Raw genomic sequence first — 17,638 nt, 5'->3', positions numbered from 1 at the left:
TTCTAGCTCGATTACGTTTGATTTCCCTAGWAATGGTTGAAGGTGAACGATTCAGTCTCCAAGCGATATAACGTTTAGAAAAACCTTCACGTAACAATGTATAAATCTGATATCGTTCTTCTTGGGTAAGATGAGTATAGTTCATGATGCAACTTTGACTTTGGTCGGTCGGAAGCAAAATGCTAGCTCATCTTGCTTCTTTCCAATAATTTAATCTCTGTTGCACTTCATTTGAGAATCTAAGAAATAAAAAAGACCACAAAAATGTAGTCTTTTTTATCTGCTGCATGGATTTGAGTGAATTGGCTGTCAGCTTTAAAAGTAAAATCACGTTGCGCACTGAATTTAAAAGCTAGGTTTAATGTCGCTTTTCAAATTGCATGAGCGCTATTTCTTTATTTAAATTGAACAGTACCATTTGTATTTACGGTGATTTTAGACTCGCCACCTGCCACATCTTGCATTGGTGCTGCATCAGCCATTGCAAATTTTGCACTTTCAGCACGCATCATCACTGGACGAGGGTAATAGTTACTGGTGTTAATGTTCAAGTTCACCAAGTTATAGCCTGATTTGTTCCATGCTTGTGCTAAAGATTGCGCACGTTGTTGGAAGTTTTTCGATGCTTCAATAATCAGCTCATTTTCGACTTTTTTACGTTGTGCATCAGATACACTAAAACCAATAGATTGGGTTTGGAAGTTCTGTTGTAACTCACCAATCAACTGACTTGCTGCCTTAAAGTCTGTGCTTTCTAAATTAATTTCTGCACGACCACGCCATTCTTTTAGCTTTTGGTTGTCATCATTATAAATTGGGTAAGTGCTTTGAGAGCCTGTTTCGACTTTTACACTTGGGTATTTGCGTGCTAAAGCAGTGGCTTGATTCATCAACTGTGTAATTTGAGTAGCCAGTTCAGCAGGTTGCTTATTGCTACGTTCAATGTACAACGTTGCATTCATGAGATCATTGGAAACTTGGCGTGTTGCTTCGGCCTGAACGTTGACAATATTGTAGTTTAATTGGTTATCTGACTGTGCAAAAACTGCGGAGCTAAATAAAGTGCTAAGTGCGATGGCTGGGATGAAGAATTGACGCATTTTTATTCCTTTTTTATTTACGAGGAGTTTTGCAACATTTATAAAAAGCTTAAAGCCAATTTGTGGTGAATTTGCGAAAATATTGTGGTTCGATTGTAAAAATGAGTACACATTATTTTTTAATAAAGCCTAAATATATTTAATTTTTTCAATCGCTTAATTTTCATCTAAGCTGAACTTTATTATATTTTTTGGCAAAGTTGAAAAATAAATAAAATCATCGGGTTTTCTTTACGTTGTCACACTGTAAGATGATAATTTAAGCTATGGTTTGGGACGATCTATTTTTTTAGTAAATTTATGACAGATAATATCCAAAAGCTGTTTATTTTATTGAAAATTTCTGTATCATCCGCCTCCTAGTTATGAAGTATCTGAACACTATCTAACTAGATTTTATAAAGCGCCGAGTCAAAGGACCAAAAGTCACCCGACTTATTTCTTTCAACCCATATCAGAGATGGTAATTCGATATGAGCGTTTCTTCTGTAAACCCTGCCACTAATTCTACTAACGAATACTATTTGACTCGCCAAAGTCAGATGGAATCCAATGTTCGTAGCTATCCACGGAAATTACCGTTAGCGATAGCCAAAGCATTAGGTTGCTGGGTTACTGATGTTGAAGGTACAGAGTACCTCGATTGTTTAGCTGGGGCAGGAACATTGGCTTTGGGCCATAATCATCCTGCGGTAATTCAAAGTATCCAAGATACGCTTGCAAGCGGTCTACCATTACATACTTTGGATTTAACGACACCTTTAAAAGATGCGTTTACTGAAGCATTACTTGAGCAATTACCTGGTGGTAAAGAAGAGTATTGTTTACAGTTCTGTGGTCCATCTGGTGCAGATGGCACGGAAGCAGCAATTAAATTAGCAAAGACTTATACGGGTCGTAGTACAGTGATTAGCTTCTCTGGTGGCTACCATGGTATGACACATGGTTCGCTTGCTATGACAGGTAATTTGTCTGCTAAAAATGCTGTAAATGGTTTGATGCCAGGCGTTCAATTTATGCCGTACCCACATGAATACCGTTGCCCACTTGGTTTAGGTGGTGAAGCGGGTGTGGATGCTTTAACGTATTTCTTTGAGAATTTCATCGAAGACGTTGAAAGTGGTGTAACTAAGCCAGCTGCTGTGATTCTTGAAGCAATTCAAGGTGAAGGTGGTGTGGTAACAGCGCCAACTAAATGGTTGAAAAAAATCCGCGAAGTGACTGAAAAACACAATATCGTGTTGATTCTTGACGAAGTTCAAGCAGGCTTTGCACGTTCAGGCAAGATGTTCGCATTCGAACACGCAGGTATTGAACCTGACGTTGTTGTCATGTCTAAAGCTGTAGGTGGTAGCTTACCGCTTGCTGTACTGGGCATTAAGCGTAAGTTCGACGCATGGCAACCAGCAGGTCACACGGGTACTTTCCGTGGTAACCAATTGGCGATGGGTACTGGTCTTGCAACCATCAAAACCATCAAAGAACAAAACCTTGCGCAGAATGCACAAGAACGTGGTGATTTCTTACAAGCTGAATTTAAAAAGCTGGCTCAAGAGTTCCCATGTATCGGTAACGTGCGTGGCCGTGGTTTGATGATTGGTGTTGAAATTGTTGATGAGCGTAAACCAGCGGATCATATGGGGTCTTTACCTGCAGATGGTCAACTGGCAGCAGCGATTCAAGCGGCATGCTTTAACAACAAATTGTTGTTAGAAAAAGGCGGTCGTAACGGCACAGTTATTCGTTTACTTTGCCCACTTATTATCACTCAAGCTGAATGTGAAGAAGTAATTGTTCGCTTTAAGAAAGCAATTGCTGAAGCACTTGTTGCAACTCGAGGCGCGTAATCATGGTTGATTTTGCAGAACACCGTAAGGCGTTACTCTGCAATGATGCTGCATCTATTGCTGACTACTCGTCAGCAATGGACCAAGCGACTAAAGCAGTTGCAGCATGGTTGCAAAACGACAAAATGTACACGGGCGGTAGCATCAAAGAGCTCCGCAGTGCGATTGCGTTTAATCCTTCTAAAGAGGGTTTGGGTGTACAAAAGTCACTTGAACGTATGGTTGAGCTTTTCTTAAATAAAAGCTTAAAAGTCCATCACCCACACTCGCTTGCACATTTGCACTGTCCGACCATGGTCACCAGTCAAATTGCTGAAGTGCTGATTAATGCAACGAACCAATCAATGGACTCATGGGATCAAAGCCCTGCTGGTTCTTTGATGGAAGTACAGTTGATTGATTGGCTTCGTCAAAAAGTAGGTTATGGCGCAGGTCAAGCAGGCGTATTCACTTCTGGTGGCACACAGTCAAACTTGATGGGTGTACTGCTTGCACGTGATGCATGTATCGCGAAAAACTGGAAAGACGAAAACGGTAATCCGTGGTCTGTACAGCGTGATGGTGTGCCAGGCGATGCGATGCGTAACGTCAAAGTTATTTGTTCTGAAAATGCACACTTTTCTGTGCAAAAGAACATGGCGATGATGGGCATGGGTTTCCAATCTGTTGTGACCGTTCCTGTGAACGAAAACGCGCAGATGGATGTGGATGCACTTGAAAAAACCATGGCGCACCTTCAAGCTGAAGGTAAAATCGTGGCATGTGTGGTTGCAACTGCGGGTACAACCGATGCAGGTGCGATTGATCCACTCAAGAAAATTCGTGAAATCACCAACAAATATGGTGCGTGGATGCATATCGACGCAGCATGGGGTGGTGCTTTAATCTTATCGAACAATCACCGTGATATGTTGGATGGGATCGAGCTTTCTGACTCCATTACGCTGGATTTCCATAAGCATTACTTCCAAACCATCTCTTGTGGTGCGTTCTTGTTAAAAGATGAAGCGAACTATCGTTTCATGCACTACGAAGCTGAGTATTTAAACTCTGCTTATGACGAAGAGCATGGCGTGCCAAACTTGGTGTCTAAGTCACTTCAAACAACCCGTCGTTTTGATGCGTTGAAACTTTGGATGACTGTTGAAGCACTAGGTGAAGAGCTTTATGGTTCTATGATTGACCACGGTGTAACACTGACCCGTGACGTTGCTGATTATATCAATGCAACTGCGGGTTTAGAGATGTTGGTTGATCCACAATTTGCATCTGTATTGTTCCGTGTGGTTCCAGCAGACTACCCAGTAGAATTGCTTGATACCTTAAACCAAAACGTTGCAGATGAATTGTTTGCACGTGGTGAAGCGAATATTGGCGTTACTAAAGTAGGTCAAAATCAATCATTGAAAATGACGACTTTAAGCCCAGTTGCGACTTTAGATAACGTGAAGAACCTGCTTGGCCTTGTGCTTGCAGAAGCGGATCGTATCAAAGGTCCAATCGCAGATGGAACCTATATACCTGCAATTGCTTAAACGATTGTTTGTGTAAAAAAGGGAGCTCTCATGAGCTCCCTTTTTTACGGCATAATTTCTTTGAAAATACTATTTTAAGAAAAGATATGAATAAAAATGAATATATATTCGACTATTGGCTAAATATTGTGTAACCAATGGTGCAAGATTTCTTTGAATATAAGCATGATCTGCGAAAAGGTAGAATTGCTGCTATTGTTTTAGATCATATGCGAGATTATTGGGCAATTTATCTAAATAAAAATACGGAATGGTCTGGTCTATTACAGAAAAATTGTTGAAAGAAGAAATTTATAGTATTTGTTCAGAAGTAGCATTGATCCGCGATGTTTGTAATGCAACTAAGCATGGAATACTGAGAGAATCTAAAAGCGATACAAATATTCCAAAAAGTATTCATTCTACAGAGCAAATAAAAGCAGAGCAAAATGAGGGCCTATTTGTTGATGGATTTGATGGCATGTTTACAGAGTCGAATTTTGTTTTTATCCAGTTTGAACAAGAAATTGAAATAAATGGCGAATATGTCGGGTGTCGATTTCTACATGAAGCTATTTCTGAAGTTATGCGCTTTTGGGAAGAGGAATTAGATTGTAAAAGTCGTGTTTGCACTTTTAGCGATCAAAAGTAGCAACATCCTATGTAGGCAGCATTGGAGGAATGTCCTATCCTCCAATGCTGCCTAATAAAATGTATACAGCAAGTCAGCTAAGTTAACTCCGTCTAAGATTGAGGCATGTATTGATCACTTTTAAGCTGCAAATAATGGGCTAAATCCTTTTTTTCTGAGTAATTTTCGATACATGCTGGAACTGCGATCCGCAGGAAAATGGGCTTCAATACTCAGGTCTAATGGCAAGTATTCAGGTTTTTGGTTTTCTACAATTAGGCGGTCCTCTTCAAAGATTTTTAAGTTAAAAGCATAAGCATCTTCCACAGGTAGATCTTTGTCATAATCACGGCAAATAGGTGCGAAAAGGCGTGTTTGGCGTGCGGACATGGGTGAAGCCGCGTTCATGATCACTTGTCGTGTTCCGTGTGGAAAATGAATGGTTAAAGTGGCTGTAAAGGGGAGATGAACCTCAAAATGCCTGAGCCACTGGAAGCCTGCTTCGCCACGTTGCACTTCTCCAATTGGATAGCGTCCTACACTGCTTATATAGTCGGCACTAAAACCATTCGCAGTTTCAGTGGTTTTATAATCAGGCACTTCAGCATCGTCTGGGTCACCAAATGTATCGGGATGTACCCATGCAAAATGCGCTACATCAATGAAGCCTTCCAGTTGACGACCTGCGAAGCATTGGATGTCTACAGGTGGACATACCAGTTGTTGAAACTCCATTTCATCCCAATGGGGCATGTCAGGAATATGGGGTATGCTGCCTATTTTTGCTTTGAGAGAGCACCACAGTAAGCCATAACGCTCTACATGCGCATAGGTTTTGAGGTTAAAGCGCTCCGATATCTTGTGTTCGGGATGGGCGGGGATGCGATTGCATTTACCCTCATGTCCAAAGCGTAAGCCATGATAGCGGCAGACGACACCTTGTCCGTCATTCTTGCCCAAACTCAAAGGGACGCCACGATGGGGGCAGGCATCCTTTGCCACAATGATTTCATCTCCCATTTTATACATGACCAATGGCATGTCTAAAAGCAGAGTTGAAGTTGGTTGTTCTGTTAAGTCCCTCACTAAAGCAATGGGATACCAGTATTCAGCCAAAATGTGCCAGTCCTGTTCCTCAAATGTCAGGTGAATAGGAAGATCTGGGTCAAAAGTACGGATTGTTTTGCTATTCATATTCATTTCTTTGCGCTGTCTTTTACAAAATATAGGACAAAGAACTGTTCTCTGAAATTTCAATTATTCGGACAAGTTTTTCTAAAAAATAGAAAGACCTGTGGTGAAGAAATAAAAAAATGATGTGACTGTTAATGGCAGGGCTGTCATTTTGTCCGTCATAAATAAGATATGTGAGGGAGAAAAGAACATAAATGGTGGTCTATTTTTTTCAATATGGCTAAAATTTTTGTCATTTATCTGCGGTTAATTTCTGTGCTCTATGAGGGTGAATTGCTGTAGGTTTATCATTCTAGCAATAGGAGTAAAGTCTAAAATATAGAAAATAAAAAATGTGCTGTATTTCTATTAATTATTGATTTTAAATATTTTTGTGGATAGTTGTGGCAATGCTTCGACGCAGAGTATCATTAATAATCCGTATTTCCCAAGCCGTTTAAAGCAAGTAAAAGGTGAACAAAGTGTAACGAATCATGGACAAATAAAACTAAACATCATGAAAGTGTCACAATGCTGTAACTTGCTTGTCATATTCTGAAATCAAAATGCAGTTATCCAAAAAAGTACAAGACTGAATAAAAAAGTGGCGTACTCCAAAATGTTTAATATGTGAGATAACAAATATGCGCTTAAACCATATCGCACTTGCAGTAGTTGTTTCTGGGGCAGCTGTAGCAACCACGGCAAATGCAGCTCGTGACACAATACAAATTGCTGGTTCTTCAACAGTTTTACCATATGCAAGTATTGTTGCTGAAGAGTTTGGTAATACTTTCCCACAATTTAAAGCACCAGTTGTAGGTTCAGGTGGTACTTCAGGTGGTTTAAAGCAATTCTGTAACGGTGTGGGTGATAATACAATTGATATTGCAAACGCATCTCGTAAAATTAAAGATACAGAGTTGGCTGCTTGTAAGAAAGCAGGCGTAAACCAAATTCTAGAAATCAAAGTTGGTTACGACGGTATTGTGTTTGCATCGAATGCAAACAAAGCAGCTTATAAATTACGTCCACAGCACGTATATGCAGCTTTAGCAGCTCAATTGCCATCTAACGGTAAAATGGTAGCAAACCCATATACACGTTGGAATCAAATTGACAAAAGCCTTCCAAATGAAGCCATCACTTTAGTGATTCCTGCTTCAAACCACGGTACACGTGAAGTATTCCAAGAAAAAATGGTTGATGCAGGTTGCGAAACTTACGCAGCAATCAAAGCAATGGATAAAGATGCACAAAAGAAAGCGTGTTCAACTTTCCGTAAAGATGGCAAAGTGATCGAAATTGCAGGCGACTACACTGAAACGCTTGCACGTTTAAAAACATCTCCAAATGCTGTAGGTGTGTTTGGTCTTGGTTTCTATGACCAAAACCGCGACAAGTTACGTGTAGCGACAGTAAATAATGTTGCACCATCTGAAAAAACAATCTTGAACGGTTCATACCCAGTTTCTCGCCCACTCTTCTTCTACGTGAAAGGTGAGCACTTAAAATCAATCAAAGGCTTGAAAGAATATACTGAATACTTCATCAGCAAAAAAGTTTCAGGAAAAGGTTCAAAGCTTGAGCGTGCTGGTTTGATTCCAATGTCAGACAAAGAACGTGCAGCAGTGCTTGCGAACTTTAAAGCAGGCAAAGCCGTTAAGTAATTAGCATAGAAACAGTCAACGGTAGGCAAGTCCTACCTTTGGCTTTTTTTACTAGGATCAAGTTTTTTCAAATAATGAAAATTGAAAGAACCGTGGAGAATACATGAATCTGCTACTAATAGGTGTGTTATTGGCACTGATTGCCATAGCCTACCAAATTGGCTTAAGCAAGAGCCGTAACTTAGCAGGTAAGGGAAATAATTCTGCAAAATTACACTCGCGTCCGGGTTATTACGGTGCGTTGGTGGCTTTGTGGTGTGGTATCCCTGCTTTTTTAATTTTGATTGTTTGGAATATTGTTGAACCAAACATTTTGAATCATGTGGTGTTAAACCATGTGCCAGCACAAGTTGCTGCAACCTTAGATGCAGCAAGTACAGATGTGTTGATCAATCGTGTAGAAGCGATTGCATCAGGTTTCGGTGTAACCGATACACCAGCAGCGTATGAACTTGCTGCTGCTGAGCAACTGGCTAAGTTTCAAAGTATTGGTACATTTGCAAAAATCGCCGTGGTGATTTGTGCTGCATTAGCCGGTCTAGTGGTTGCAAAAAAACGTATTGGAACCCAATTCCGTGCACGTAACCAAGTTGAAAAGACCATCAATATTGCACTTGCACTGTGTTCGGGTGTTGCGATCCTAACAACCATCGGTATTGTCATGTCGATGTTTAGTGAAGCAATGCGATTCTTCCACTTTGTGAGTCCACTTGACTTTTTCTTCGGCACAGAATGGAATCCAGGTTTTAGTACATCTGGTAATGCAGAAGGAAGCTATGGTTTGCTGCCATTACTTTGGGGCACGCTCATGGTGAGTGGTGTTGCTCTTCTGGTTGCAGTTCCTGTAGGTCTGATGATTGCTATCTACTTGGCCGAATATGCATCGCCAAGTTTCCGTGCTTGGGCAAAACCAACCATTGAAGTTCTCGCAGGGATTCCAACCATTGTTTATGGTGTTTTTGCACTGATGATTATTGGTCCATTCTTTAAAATGGTCGGTGAATCGGTTGGATTGCAGATCAATGCGACCAGTGCACTTACTGCAGGCTTCGTGATGGGAATCATGATCATTCCTTTTGTTTCATCACTTTCAGATGACATTATCACACAGGTGCCACGTGCATTGCGTGATGGCTCATTGGGTTTAGGTGCGACAAAGTCTGAGACGATCCGTCAGGTCGTTTTACCTGCAGCACTTCCCGGTATTATTGGTGCGTTCTTGCTTGCTGCATCACGTGCAATTGGTGAGACCATGATTGTGGTGTTAGCAGCAGGAAACAGTCCCTTACTTCATGCGAACCCACTTGAAGCGATTTCAACGGTAACGATTACCATCGTAAACCAATTAACAGGCGATACAGACTTTGCAAGTCCGCAAGCATTGGTGGCTTTTGCATTGGGTCTGACTTTATTCGTGATTACCCTTGGTTTGAACATTGTAGCACTGTACATCGTGCGTAAATATCGTGAGCAATACGACTAATGACGACTTCTAATAGCACAGCAGATCAAGTTTTTGATCCACAACTTGCGGCAGAATTACGAGAAAAGCGTAAGCAAACGATCAGTAATTCTTTGGCTAAACGTCACCGTAAAGAAAAGACATTTCGCATCTTAGGCTTCTCTGCAGTTATTGCAGGCCTACTTTTTGTTGCACTTCTTTTCGGTAGTATTTTGTCTAAAGGTCTACCTGCTTTTTGGCAAAGTAGTATGAACCTACCTGTGTACTTTGATCCTGCTATTATTACCACTGGGGCAAAACCAGTGCAGCGTGCAGGTGAATCTCCAGCGCAGTTTGAAGAGCGTTTTATTGCTTGGCAGACTGAAGTGGGGATGGTGGATTGGGATGCACTCATTGTGAATGCGATGATTGCAAAAGATCCAGCACTTGCAAGCAAGCGTGATGATTTAGCATCTATCTATACCAGTTCGGAAGCATATCGCTTACGAGATATGGTGATGAAGGATCCAACACTCATTGGTAAAAAAGAGGATATTAAAATCCTTGCCGATGCCAATGTGGATGTGTGGCTCGCAGGGAACATTGACCGTGCTTTACCAGATGAGCAACAACAGCTGAGCCCAGAAGTACGTCAAATTGCAGACCAAATGAAAGCTTCAGGTGTGATGGAAAATACCTTTAATACCAACATTTTTGTTAGTCCAGATTCACGTAGTTCTCCTGCAACTTCAGGTTTAGCAGGGGCATTCATGGGATCGCTGTTCATGATGCTGATCGTGATCATTATTTCGATTCCAATTGGTGTGGCATCTGCGATTTATCTTGAAGAATTTGCGCCAAAGAACTGGATTACTGATGTCATTGAAGTCAACATTAACAACCTTGCGGCTGTACCATCAATTGTCTTTGGTTTACTGGGTGCTGCGATCTTTATTGGCTGGATGCATTTACCGCTTTCTGCACCCTTGGTCGGTGGTTTGGTACTGAGCCTAATGACTTTACCAACGGTGATTATTACGACACGGGCATCGTTGAAAGCTGTACCACCTTCAATTCGCCAAGCAGCTTTAGGGCTAGGTGCTTCACGTGTACAAACTGTATTCCATCATGTGTTACCACTTGCATTGCCGGGTATTTTAACGGGGGCAATCATTGGCGTAGCTCAAGCTTTGGGTGAAACTGCACCATTATTGTTAATTGGGATGAGCGCATTCGTTGCAAGTGTACCTGCAACACCGTTTGACCAATCGAGTGCGTTACCTGTACAGATCTTCTTATGGCAGGGGAATGAATTACGAAACTTCTTTGAAGGTCGTACTGCCGCAGCAATTATTGTCCTCCTTGCAATGATGATTGGACTCAACAGTATTGCAATTTGGTTACGTAAGAAATTTGAAGTCCGCTGGTAAGTGAGGGCAAAATATGAATACCGTTGTTAAAAACTCCTTAGATCAGGATCAGACAGTGAATCAAGAACACACTCAATTTACAAACCCAAATACGACAAATGGTCAGCAGGGTACTTCATTTGTGTCGCAGTTCGAAACACCTGCTTCTGCTAAGAAAGATCAAGCACAGGGCCAAATCAAACTCAGCACGTCAGATGTACATGTTTACTATGGTGAAGCTGAGGCGATTAAAGGGATTGATCTGAATATCTACGAAAATGAAGTGATTGCATTTATTGGGCCATCGGGCTGCGGTAAATCGACCTTCTTACGTACGTTGAACCGTATGAATGATACGATTGATAGCTGTCGTGTGACGGGCAAAGTGATGTTGGATAATCAAGATATCTATGACCCAAACCTCGATGTGGTATTGCTTCGCGCTCAAGTCGGTATGGTATTTCAAAAACCAAACCCATTCCCAAAGTCCATTTTTGACAACGTGGCTTATGGTCCTAAACTACACGGTTTAGCACGTGATAAGTATGACTTAGAAGAAATTGTAGAAAATAGCTTGCGTAAAGCAGGTCTTTGGGATGAAGTTAAAGATCGTCTAAACCAACCGGGCACAGGCTTATCTGGTGGTCAGCAGCAACGTTTATGTATTGCGCGTACGATTGCAGTGAGTCCTGAAGTGATTTTGATGGATGAGCCATGTTCAGCGCTTGACCCGATTGCAACAGCGAAAGTAGAAGAGCTAATTTCTGAGCTTTCAACGCAGTATACGATTGCTATTGTGACGCACTCAATGCAGCAGGCGGCACGTGTATCAGACCGTACCGCTTACTTCCATTTAGGTGACTTGATTGAAGTAAACTCAACGGAGAAAGTCTTTACTCAGCCAGATCATCAGCTAACCGAAGCTTATATTACCGGTCGTTTTGGTTAATTTGAATAATTTGAAATATTTAAAAAAAACAGAGCCTAAGTGCTCTGTTTTTTTTGAACGAGCATTTAGTTTGCTGATTAAAAAGCTATGATAATGGGAATTGTGTATTAGAGTCATAGTAGACAATAGGTGAGCAGGTGTGCTGTCTACGAGATTGACTCATCTTATAAATGATTAAATGTGAAAGATAATGCATTACAGAATAAAACAAAAAATGGCTATTGAAAAAAAATGCCATTGACCTAATCTAGGTCATATACCGATGTATTATTTTAGAGAATATAATTTCTATGTTATTTCATTTACCGAAACTTCCCGCTGAAATTCGAATTACACATTTAAACGCGCGTATTAATGAACAACGTAAAAAAATTGCGCAAACAACAGCATCTAAGCTTGAACTATTACAATTGACGCAACAGTTAGCAAAAGAGGCTCGTCACCGTAAGAAAGCTAATCAGAAAATTTATATTTTGGACTTTAAGGGGGATACCGCTGCATCTGCGGTAGAGACATTACGAGAAGAAATCACCTTGATTCTAGCGACAGCCAAAGCAGGGCGTGATCGTGTTGTGGTGCGCTTAGAGAGCCCAGGCGGTATGGTGCATGGATATGGTTTGGCTGCTGCTCAATTAGTGCGGTTACGTGATGCGGGTTTCAACCTCACTATCTGTGTCGATAAAGTTGCAGCGAGTGGCGGTTATATGATGGCATGTATCGCCAATCAGATTATTGCTGCCCCTTTTGCGGTTGTTGGTTCAATTGGTGTGGTTGCGCAAGTGCCTAACTTTAATCGTTTATTGAAAGAGCACAATATTGATTTTGAACTGTACACAGCAGGCCAATATAAACGTACAGTGACGATGTTTGGTGAAAATACAGCAGAAGGTAAGGCGAAGTTTGAAGAAGAGTTACAACAGACGCATGTGCTGTTTAAGCACTTTGTCGAAAAATACCGTCCACAACTCAATGTTGAAAAAGTGGCGACGGGTGAACATTGGTATGGTCAAGATGCCTTAGATTTGAATTTGGTCGATCAGTTACAAACTTCAGATGCTTATCTATTAAGTTTATTGGCAGATCATGATACGTATATCATCTCAACACGTAAGAAACCAACTTTGGGTGAAAAATTAGGTTTACAGGCCGCGCAAATGGCAGATGCCTTAGTACCAGCTGTCATGAATAAAGTGATGGAAACCTTAACTAAAACCAATGCAAATTTGGTTCAAATACGTGATCCAAAACTTTAATTTTTAGTTAGCCAATTCATCTTAAAAGTCTGGTTCCAAAATGTGCCTAAAGCAATTTTAGAACCAGATTTTTTTGTCTTAAGCCAAGTAAGCTTTAATCATTTTCACTAGACGCTCAATCAATTGATCCGCCTGTTCTTTGCTAATGTTCAACGTCGGTAGTAAACGCACCACAGAACCCGCAGTGACGTTAATAATGGTGTGATATTCATCACGAGCGATGTTGACCAAGTCACCACATGCTTTTGGTAATTCAATACCAATCATTAAACCAAAGCCACGGACAATCACATTTTGATCGGCAAGTTGCTTACGCAGTTGTTCTACGATGTAAGCGCCTTGTTCAGCTGCATTTTGTACAATGTTTTCTTTCTGCATAATGTCGATGATGGTATACACCACACGAGAACCCAATGCTGAACCACTATATGTTGAACCGTGGTTACCTGCAGTTAGTACGCCTACACCACGACCTTGAGTCATCACTGCACCAATCGGGAAACCATTGCCTAAACCTTTAGCTGTGGTCAGTACATCAGGAATGATGTTGGTGTGTTGGTAGGCAAAGTATTCACCTGTACGGCCATTCCCTGTTTGAACTTCATCAAGCATCATCAGCCAGTTGTGTTGATTACAGATCTGACGAATCTCTTCCAAATAGCTAAAGCCTTGTGGAGCAGTATTGACTCCACCTTCGCCCTGAATTGGCTCGACAAAGATGGCGACGATGTCTGGATGATGAATTGCGGCTTCTTCAATGGCTTCAATGTCGCCGAATGGGACACGAATAAAACCTTCAACCAATGGGCCAAAGCCTTCTTGGACTTTTTTATTGCCTGTTGCTGATAGGGTCGCCATAGTACGACCATGGAAAGAGTGTTCTGCGACAATGATTTTGGGGTTGGCAATGCCTTGCATGTAGCCAAATTTACGGGCAATTTTGATTGCACCCTCATTGGATTCTGCACCACTGTTTGAAAAGAATACTTCCTCCATGCCAGCAACTTCAGCAAGTTTCTGTGCGGCTGCTGTTTGCCAAGGCACTTCAAACAAATTACTGGTATGAATGAGCGTTGCAGCTTGTTCTGCAATTGCTTCTGCAATAACAGGATGTGCGTGACCTAAACCACAAACTGCAATGCCTGTTAGTGCATCGAAGTATTCAGTACCATCCGCTGTATAAAGATAAGACCCTCGGCCTCGGACAAAGCTGATCGGCTGACGGCCAAATACGGGCATCAAATGAGTGGGTTGATCAGTTTGTACAGGAGCAAGGGTAATGTTATTCATGACTAACTCTTATCTGTTAGAGGGTAAGTGAAAGTCAATATTAAGCAATTATGCTTGTAGTTTTAAAGCCTAAATTCAAATAAAAACCGAAATATTGCTTTAGGCATACTGTTTTTCTACGTTTTGGGTATAATGCGGGTTAGATTAGTTGAGGATTGATCAATGACTGAACAAGCACGCGATACCGAAGCGTTAATTCGTGACCAAATTGCAAAACACGCTGTACTTCTTTATATGAAAGGCACCCCACAGTTTCCACAATGTGGTTTCTCTGCACGTGCTGTAGAAGCGCTTAGTCAAATTGGTCGTCCATTTGCTTATGTGAATATTCTTGAAAATCCAGATATTCGTGCTTTGTTACCACAAATTGCAAACTGGCCTACATTCCCGCAGTTATGGATCAACGGTGAGTTGATCGGTGGTAGTGATATTATTTTAGACATGTTCCAAAAAGGTGAATTACAACCTTTAGTTGAACAGTATAGTCCAGCACCTGAAGCTTAATCTTCAGTTGTAAAAAAGCGCCGTTGAGGCGCTTTTTTTGTTTGAGGGAAGGGGTTAATCCACTGTAGTTACAGTACTTTCGCTTTCAGGAGATGGTTCCACTGCGTTTTCAGTTGCAATGGCCTTCTTTTCAGCTTTTGTCTTTTTTTTGTCTTTCTTCTTTTTTTTCTTTTTCTTCGGCTCTTCTTCAAACTCAGCACCATCTTCAATGGCTTGCCAATAATCTAGCTGATCCATCACCGCCGCATAAATAGACTTCTTGGTGTAGCGTCCTTTTTTGTCTAAAGTGCCGACTGGTCGAGCCATAAGTAGCTCAAGTGCTTGATCAATCGTGTCTATGGCATGAATGTGGAACTGGCCATTTGAAACCGCTTCAATCACATCTTTACGTAACATGAGATGCTGCATATTTTGACGCGGAATAATCACACCTTGTTTACCAGTTAAACCTTGAAGTTTACATGCATCGAAGAAGCCTTCAATTTTGGCATTAACACCACCAATCGGTTGAACTTGACCTAATTGGTTCATTGAGCCGGTAATCGCCCAAGATTGATCAATCGGCAGTTGGCTAATCGCTGAGATTAAAGCAGAGAGTTCTGCAACCGTAGCACTGTCACCATCGACTTGACCATAACTTTGTTCAAAGGCAAGTGCTGCAGAGAAATGCAGAGTTTGTTCACGACCGAAATGTGCTTTTAAGAATGATGACATAAGTAACACGCCTTTGGCATGCAGAGAGCCACCGAGCTCGACACTACGTTCGATATCTAGAATATCGCCGCCACCTTGATACACGGAGGCTGTTAAACGTGATGGTAAGCCAAACTCAACATCCGCATAGTGAATGACCGAAAGTGCATTAATTTGACCGAGACGGTGTCCGCGCGTTTCGATGAGCTGTGTACCACGTGACAAATCCTGCCAATAGAGCTCACGTAAATAGCCTAAGCGATATTTGCGATGGTCTAATGCCATATTAATGTGTTGATCCGAAACGATTTTATCACCTGCTTGAAATGCATGGTGATGGGCTTCACGGATCAAATCACCCAATGTGAGGGCATGTAGAGATAAGGAGCTTTGATCTTCGGCTTGACGACTAGAGTCGGTCAAAAGCGCAGAAAGGGCGGATCGATCAAAAGGAAGCAGTTTATCGGCCTGTACATAGTCTGCAATGAGCTGCATATAGGCTTGTTCATTGGTTTCATTACGCTGTAGCGTGTCGGTAAAATCGGCACGAATCTTAAAAACGCTGCCTAGTTCTGGCTCGACCTCGAGTATTTCATAGTAAATTTCAGGTTCAGCAAGAAGCACCACTTTCAAGTTCAGTGGAATCGACTCTGGTTCAATCGAAATACTCCCCGTAAGCGTTAACATGTGTTCCAAGGAGGATAGTTTTAACTGACCTGACTTTAACGCACGCTTTAAACCCTGCCATGCATAAGGTTGTTCAAGCAGTTGTTCTGCTTCGAGCATTAAGAAACCACCATTGGCTTTATGTAATGTGCCCGGGCGGATTAAGGTAAAGTCTGTAGTAATGGTGCCATGTTGAGTCAGTTGCTCTACGTGACCAAGTAAATTGTAATGGGTTGGGAAATCTTCAAAAATAACCGGTGCGCCAGCATTAGGCTTATGCGACACAATGACATTGGCTTGGTAACGTGAGGGAATACGGCTGAATAGACCTGGGCTAAAATCGTCTTCCTCTTGTTCTAAGACTATTTCAACATTGTTAATAATATCTTCGGCATAATGTTTTAAATAGTCTTTTAAGCCTTCAACTTCAGTAAACTTAGTGAGTAACTGTTCGACTTTAGGCAATAAAACTTGCTTGGCAATATCACGGTTTAATACTTGAACTTTATCGCGGGCATCATCTTCCAAGTCACCTAAATGCATACCCAAACGTTCAAGTTTTTTATCCATATGGCGGATATTGGCATTAATTTCAGAGCGTTCTTTAGAGCTGAGTGCGTTAATGTCAGCTTGTGTCATTTCTAAGACTTTATCGTCTACATATTGGACGGGAATAAAGCAGTGCTCATCATTGCGAGACACCAGTTTCAGATCGAGCTCTTCACCTTCTTTGGTTAGTTCAATCAAAGCTTGTTGCTGAACATCACCCGTTTGTTGGCGAATGGCTTCTATACGGTTGTGGTAGGTTTCAGCAGTAAAACGACGTTCAAGTTGTTTTAGTGTGGTTTGCCATGTTTGATGCAACATGGTTTGAAATTTTACCGCCTGACCTGCAGGGAGCTCTAAAGCAATCGGTTGACGTGGACTTTTAAAATTATAGACGTAAACCCAATCGTTCGGTGTCGGCATATTCTTGGCGTGTTGCTGTAGTAAACGCTTGACCATGGTGCGCTTGCCCAAGCCAGCTGTACCTACGGCAAAGATGTTATAGCCAGAATAAGGTAAGGAAATGCCTGCTTCAACTGAAGCACGTGCGCGGTCTTGCCCTAAAAAATTATTGAGCGGTTTAATACGACGCGTTGAGGCTGGAATCTTATCCAGAGCAGGGCTATGCGTCAGTTGCTCTGCTTGAAGTTGAGTCTTTGCTAAAGTCGTTTGAATTTCGGGTTGGTCAAATGCTGAACTAAGGTTGTTTTCTAGAGTTTCTGGGGGATTTAATTGGATATTTGCAGATAAAGAAGAGTTCATTTGATCGTGTTTTTGGGTCACTTTGAAATCCGAAACTAAAGATTGCGTTAGAAACTTAAAGGTATACAGGTTTAGGGTAAAAGATCAAGCAAAGTCGCAGTCTTTGTCGACAAAAATAGAACATTGATTTTACAAATCAGGTTGAAACAAATTGTATTAAGGGTTTGAATAGCAACATTGGTTTTAAGAC

The 17,638-nt window shown here is 41.4% G+C and carries 14 protein-coding genes; 9 read left to right on the top strand and 5 right to left on the bottom strand.

All coding sequences use genetic code 11. The annotated features are described in order from the left end of the window. Both B9T36_RS11390 and B9T36_RS11385 read right to left on the bottom strand, forming a co-directional pair. On the bottom strand, positions 1-145 hold a 145-nt coding region (locus B9T36_RS11390; RefSeq protein WP_139841361.1), incomplete at its 3' end, for a helix-turn-helix domain-containing protein. Positions 146-395: 250 nt separating this feature from the next. Then, entirely contained in the window at positions 396-1,100 is a 705-nt protein-coding gene (locus B9T36_RS11385; RefSeq protein WP_086209585.1) for an SIMPL domain-containing protein, read from the bottom strand. Positions 1,101-1,573: 473 nt separating this feature from the next. Here B9T36_RS11385 and B9T36_RS11380 point away from each other — a divergent pair, with 473 nt between their 5' ends. The 3 genes from B9T36_RS11380 (at position 1,574) to B9T36_RS19260 (ending at position 5,113) form a co-directional block, all read left to right on the top strand. Continuing rightward, positions 1,574-2,947, top strand: coding sequence for a diaminobutyrate--2-oxoglutarate transaminase (locus B9T36_RS11380; protein ID WP_086209584.1), 1,374 nt, complete (start codon positions 1,574-1,576; stop codon positions 2,945-2,947). A 2-nt stretch (positions 2,948-2,949) separates the two neighbouring features. Beyond that, positions 2,950-4,482: a pyridoxal phosphate-dependent decarboxylase family protein gene (locus tag B9T36_RS11375; protein ID WP_086209583.1), complete on the top strand. Its 1,533-nt coding sequence runs from the start codon at positions 2,950-2,952 to the stop codon at positions 4,480-4,482. 277 nt (positions 4,483-4,759) lie between these two features. Next, entirely contained in the window at positions 4,760-5,113 is a 354-nt protein-coding gene (locus B9T36_RS19260; RefSeq protein ID WP_228146999.1) for a hypothetical protein, read from the top strand. Between the two features lie 120 nt (positions 5,114-5,233). On the opposite strand, the gene B9T36_RS11365 is transcribed toward B9T36_RS19260, so the two are convergent. Next, entirely contained in the window at positions 5,234-6,286 is a 1,053-nt protein-coding gene (locus B9T36_RS11365) for a Rieske 2Fe-2S domain-containing protein (protein ID WP_086209582.1), read from the bottom strand. Between the two features lie 623 nt (positions 6,287-6,909). Here B9T36_RS11365 and B9T36_RS11360 point away from each other — a divergent pair. From B9T36_RS11360 to sohB, 5 genes are all read left to right on the top strand, one after another. Then, a complete protein-coding gene (locus B9T36_RS11360) occupies positions 6,910-7,935 on the top strand; it encodes a substrate-binding domain-containing protein (RefSeq protein ID WP_086209581.1) in 1,026 nt (341 codons plus the stop codon). Positions 7,936-8,038: 103 nt separating this feature from the next. Continuing rightward, the gene (pstC, locus tag B9T36_RS11355; RefSeq protein ID WP_086209580.1) at positions 8,039-9,418 is read left to right on the top strand and encodes a phosphate ABC transporter permease subunit PstC; all 1,380 of its coding nucleotides are present in this window, start codon (positions 8,039-8,041) and stop codon (positions 9,416-9,418) included. Beyond that, complete coding sequence (gene pstA / locus B9T36_RS11350; RefSeq protein WP_086209579.1) at positions 9,418-10,806, top strand: phosphate ABC transporter permease PstA; 1,389 nt, start codon at positions 9,418-9,420, stop codon at positions 10,804-10,806. The genes pstC and pstA overlap by 1 nt, the downstream gene beginning before the upstream one ends. A gap of 13 nt (positions 10,807-10,819) precedes the next feature. Next, a complete protein-coding gene (pstB, locus tag B9T36_RS11345) occupies positions 10,820-11,734 on the top strand; it encodes a phosphate ABC transporter ATP-binding protein PstB (protein ID WP_086209578.1) in 915 nt (304 codons plus the stop codon). Positions 11,735-12,003: 269 nt separating this feature from the next. Then, positions 12,004-12,987 carry a protease SohB gene (sohB, locus tag B9T36_RS11340; protein ID WP_308463948.1) on the top strand — a complete coding sequence of 328 codons (984 nt, stop codon included), beginning with the start codon at positions 12,004-12,006 and terminating at the stop codon, positions 12,985-12,987. Positions 12,988-13,065: 78 nt separating this feature from the next. Here the strand turns inward: sohB and B9T36_RS11335 are convergent, their stop codons facing one another. After that, positions 13,066-14,277, bottom strand: coding sequence for an aspartate aminotransferase family protein (locus tag B9T36_RS11335; protein ID WP_086209576.1), 1,212 nt, complete (start codon positions 14,275-14,277; stop codon positions 13,066-13,068). A gap of 162 nt (positions 14,278-14,439) precedes the next feature. On the opposite strand from B9T36_RS11335, the gene grxD reads away from it, so the two are divergent. After that, on the top strand, positions 14,440-14,781 hold the full coding sequence (grxD, locus tag B9T36_RS11330) for a Grx4 family monothiol glutaredoxin (protein WP_086209575.1): 342 nt from the start codon (positions 14,440-14,442) through the stop codon (positions 14,779-14,781). Positions 14,782-14,835: 54 nt separating this feature from the next. On the opposite strand, the gene B9T36_RS11325 is transcribed toward grxD, so the two are convergent. Beyond that, the gene (locus B9T36_RS11325; protein ID WP_086209574.1) at positions 14,836-17,469 is read right to left on the bottom strand and encodes a Lon protease family protein; all 2,634 of its coding nucleotides are present in this window, start codon (positions 17,467-17,469) and stop codon (positions 14,836-14,838) included. Positions 17,470-17,638: the final 169 nt, after the last annotated feature.

Origin of the sequence: Acinetobacter sp. ANC 4204, assembly GCF_002135205.1 — a bacterium.
Taxonomy (GTDB): domain Bacteria; phylum Pseudomonadota; class Gammaproteobacteria; order Pseudomonadales; family Moraxellaceae; genus Acinetobacter.
The sequence above is the reverse complement of the archived record's forward strand: the minus strand, read 5'-3'. Positions and strand labels throughout refer to the sequence as shown.

Bases quoted from the DNA above. Each gene is read 5' to 3' on its own strand.
- B9T36_RS11385 (WP_086209585.1), bottom strand. From the start codon at position 1,100: ATGCGTCAATTCTTCATCCCAGCCATCGCACTTAGCACTTTATTTAGC.
- B9T36_RS11380 (WP_086209584.1), top strand. From the start codon at position 1,574: ATGAGCGTTTCTTCTGTAAACCCTGCCACTAATTCTACTAACGAATAC.
- B9T36_RS11375 (WP_086209583.1), top strand. From the start codon at position 2,950: ATGGTTGATTTTGCAGAACACCGTAAGGCGTTACTCTGCAATGATGCT.
- B9T36_RS11365 (WP_086209582.1), bottom strand. From the start codon at position 6,286: ATGAATAGCAAAACAATCCGTACTTTTGACCCAGATCTTCCTATTCAC.
- B9T36_RS11360 (WP_086209581.1), top strand. From the start codon at position 6,910: ATGCGCTTAAACCATATCGCACTTGCAGTAGTTGTTTCTGGGGCAGCT.
- pstC (WP_086209580.1), top strand. From the start codon at position 8,039: ATGAATCTGCTACTAATAGGTGTGTTATTGGCACTGATTGCCATAGCC.
- pstA (WP_086209579.1), top strand. From the start codon at position 9,418: ATGACGACTTCTAATAGCACAGCAGATCAAGTTTTTGATCCACAACTT.
- pstB (WP_086209578.1), top strand. From the start codon at position 10,820: ATGAATACCGTTGTTAAAAACTCCTTAGATCAGGATCAGACAGTGAAT.
- B9T36_RS11335 (WP_086209576.1), bottom strand. From the start codon at position 14,277: ATGAATAACATTACCCTTGCTCCTGTACAAACTGATCAACCCACTCAT.
- grxD (WP_086209575.1), top strand. From the start codon at position 14,440: ATGACTGAACAAGCACGCGATACCGAAGCGTTAATTCGTGACCAAATT.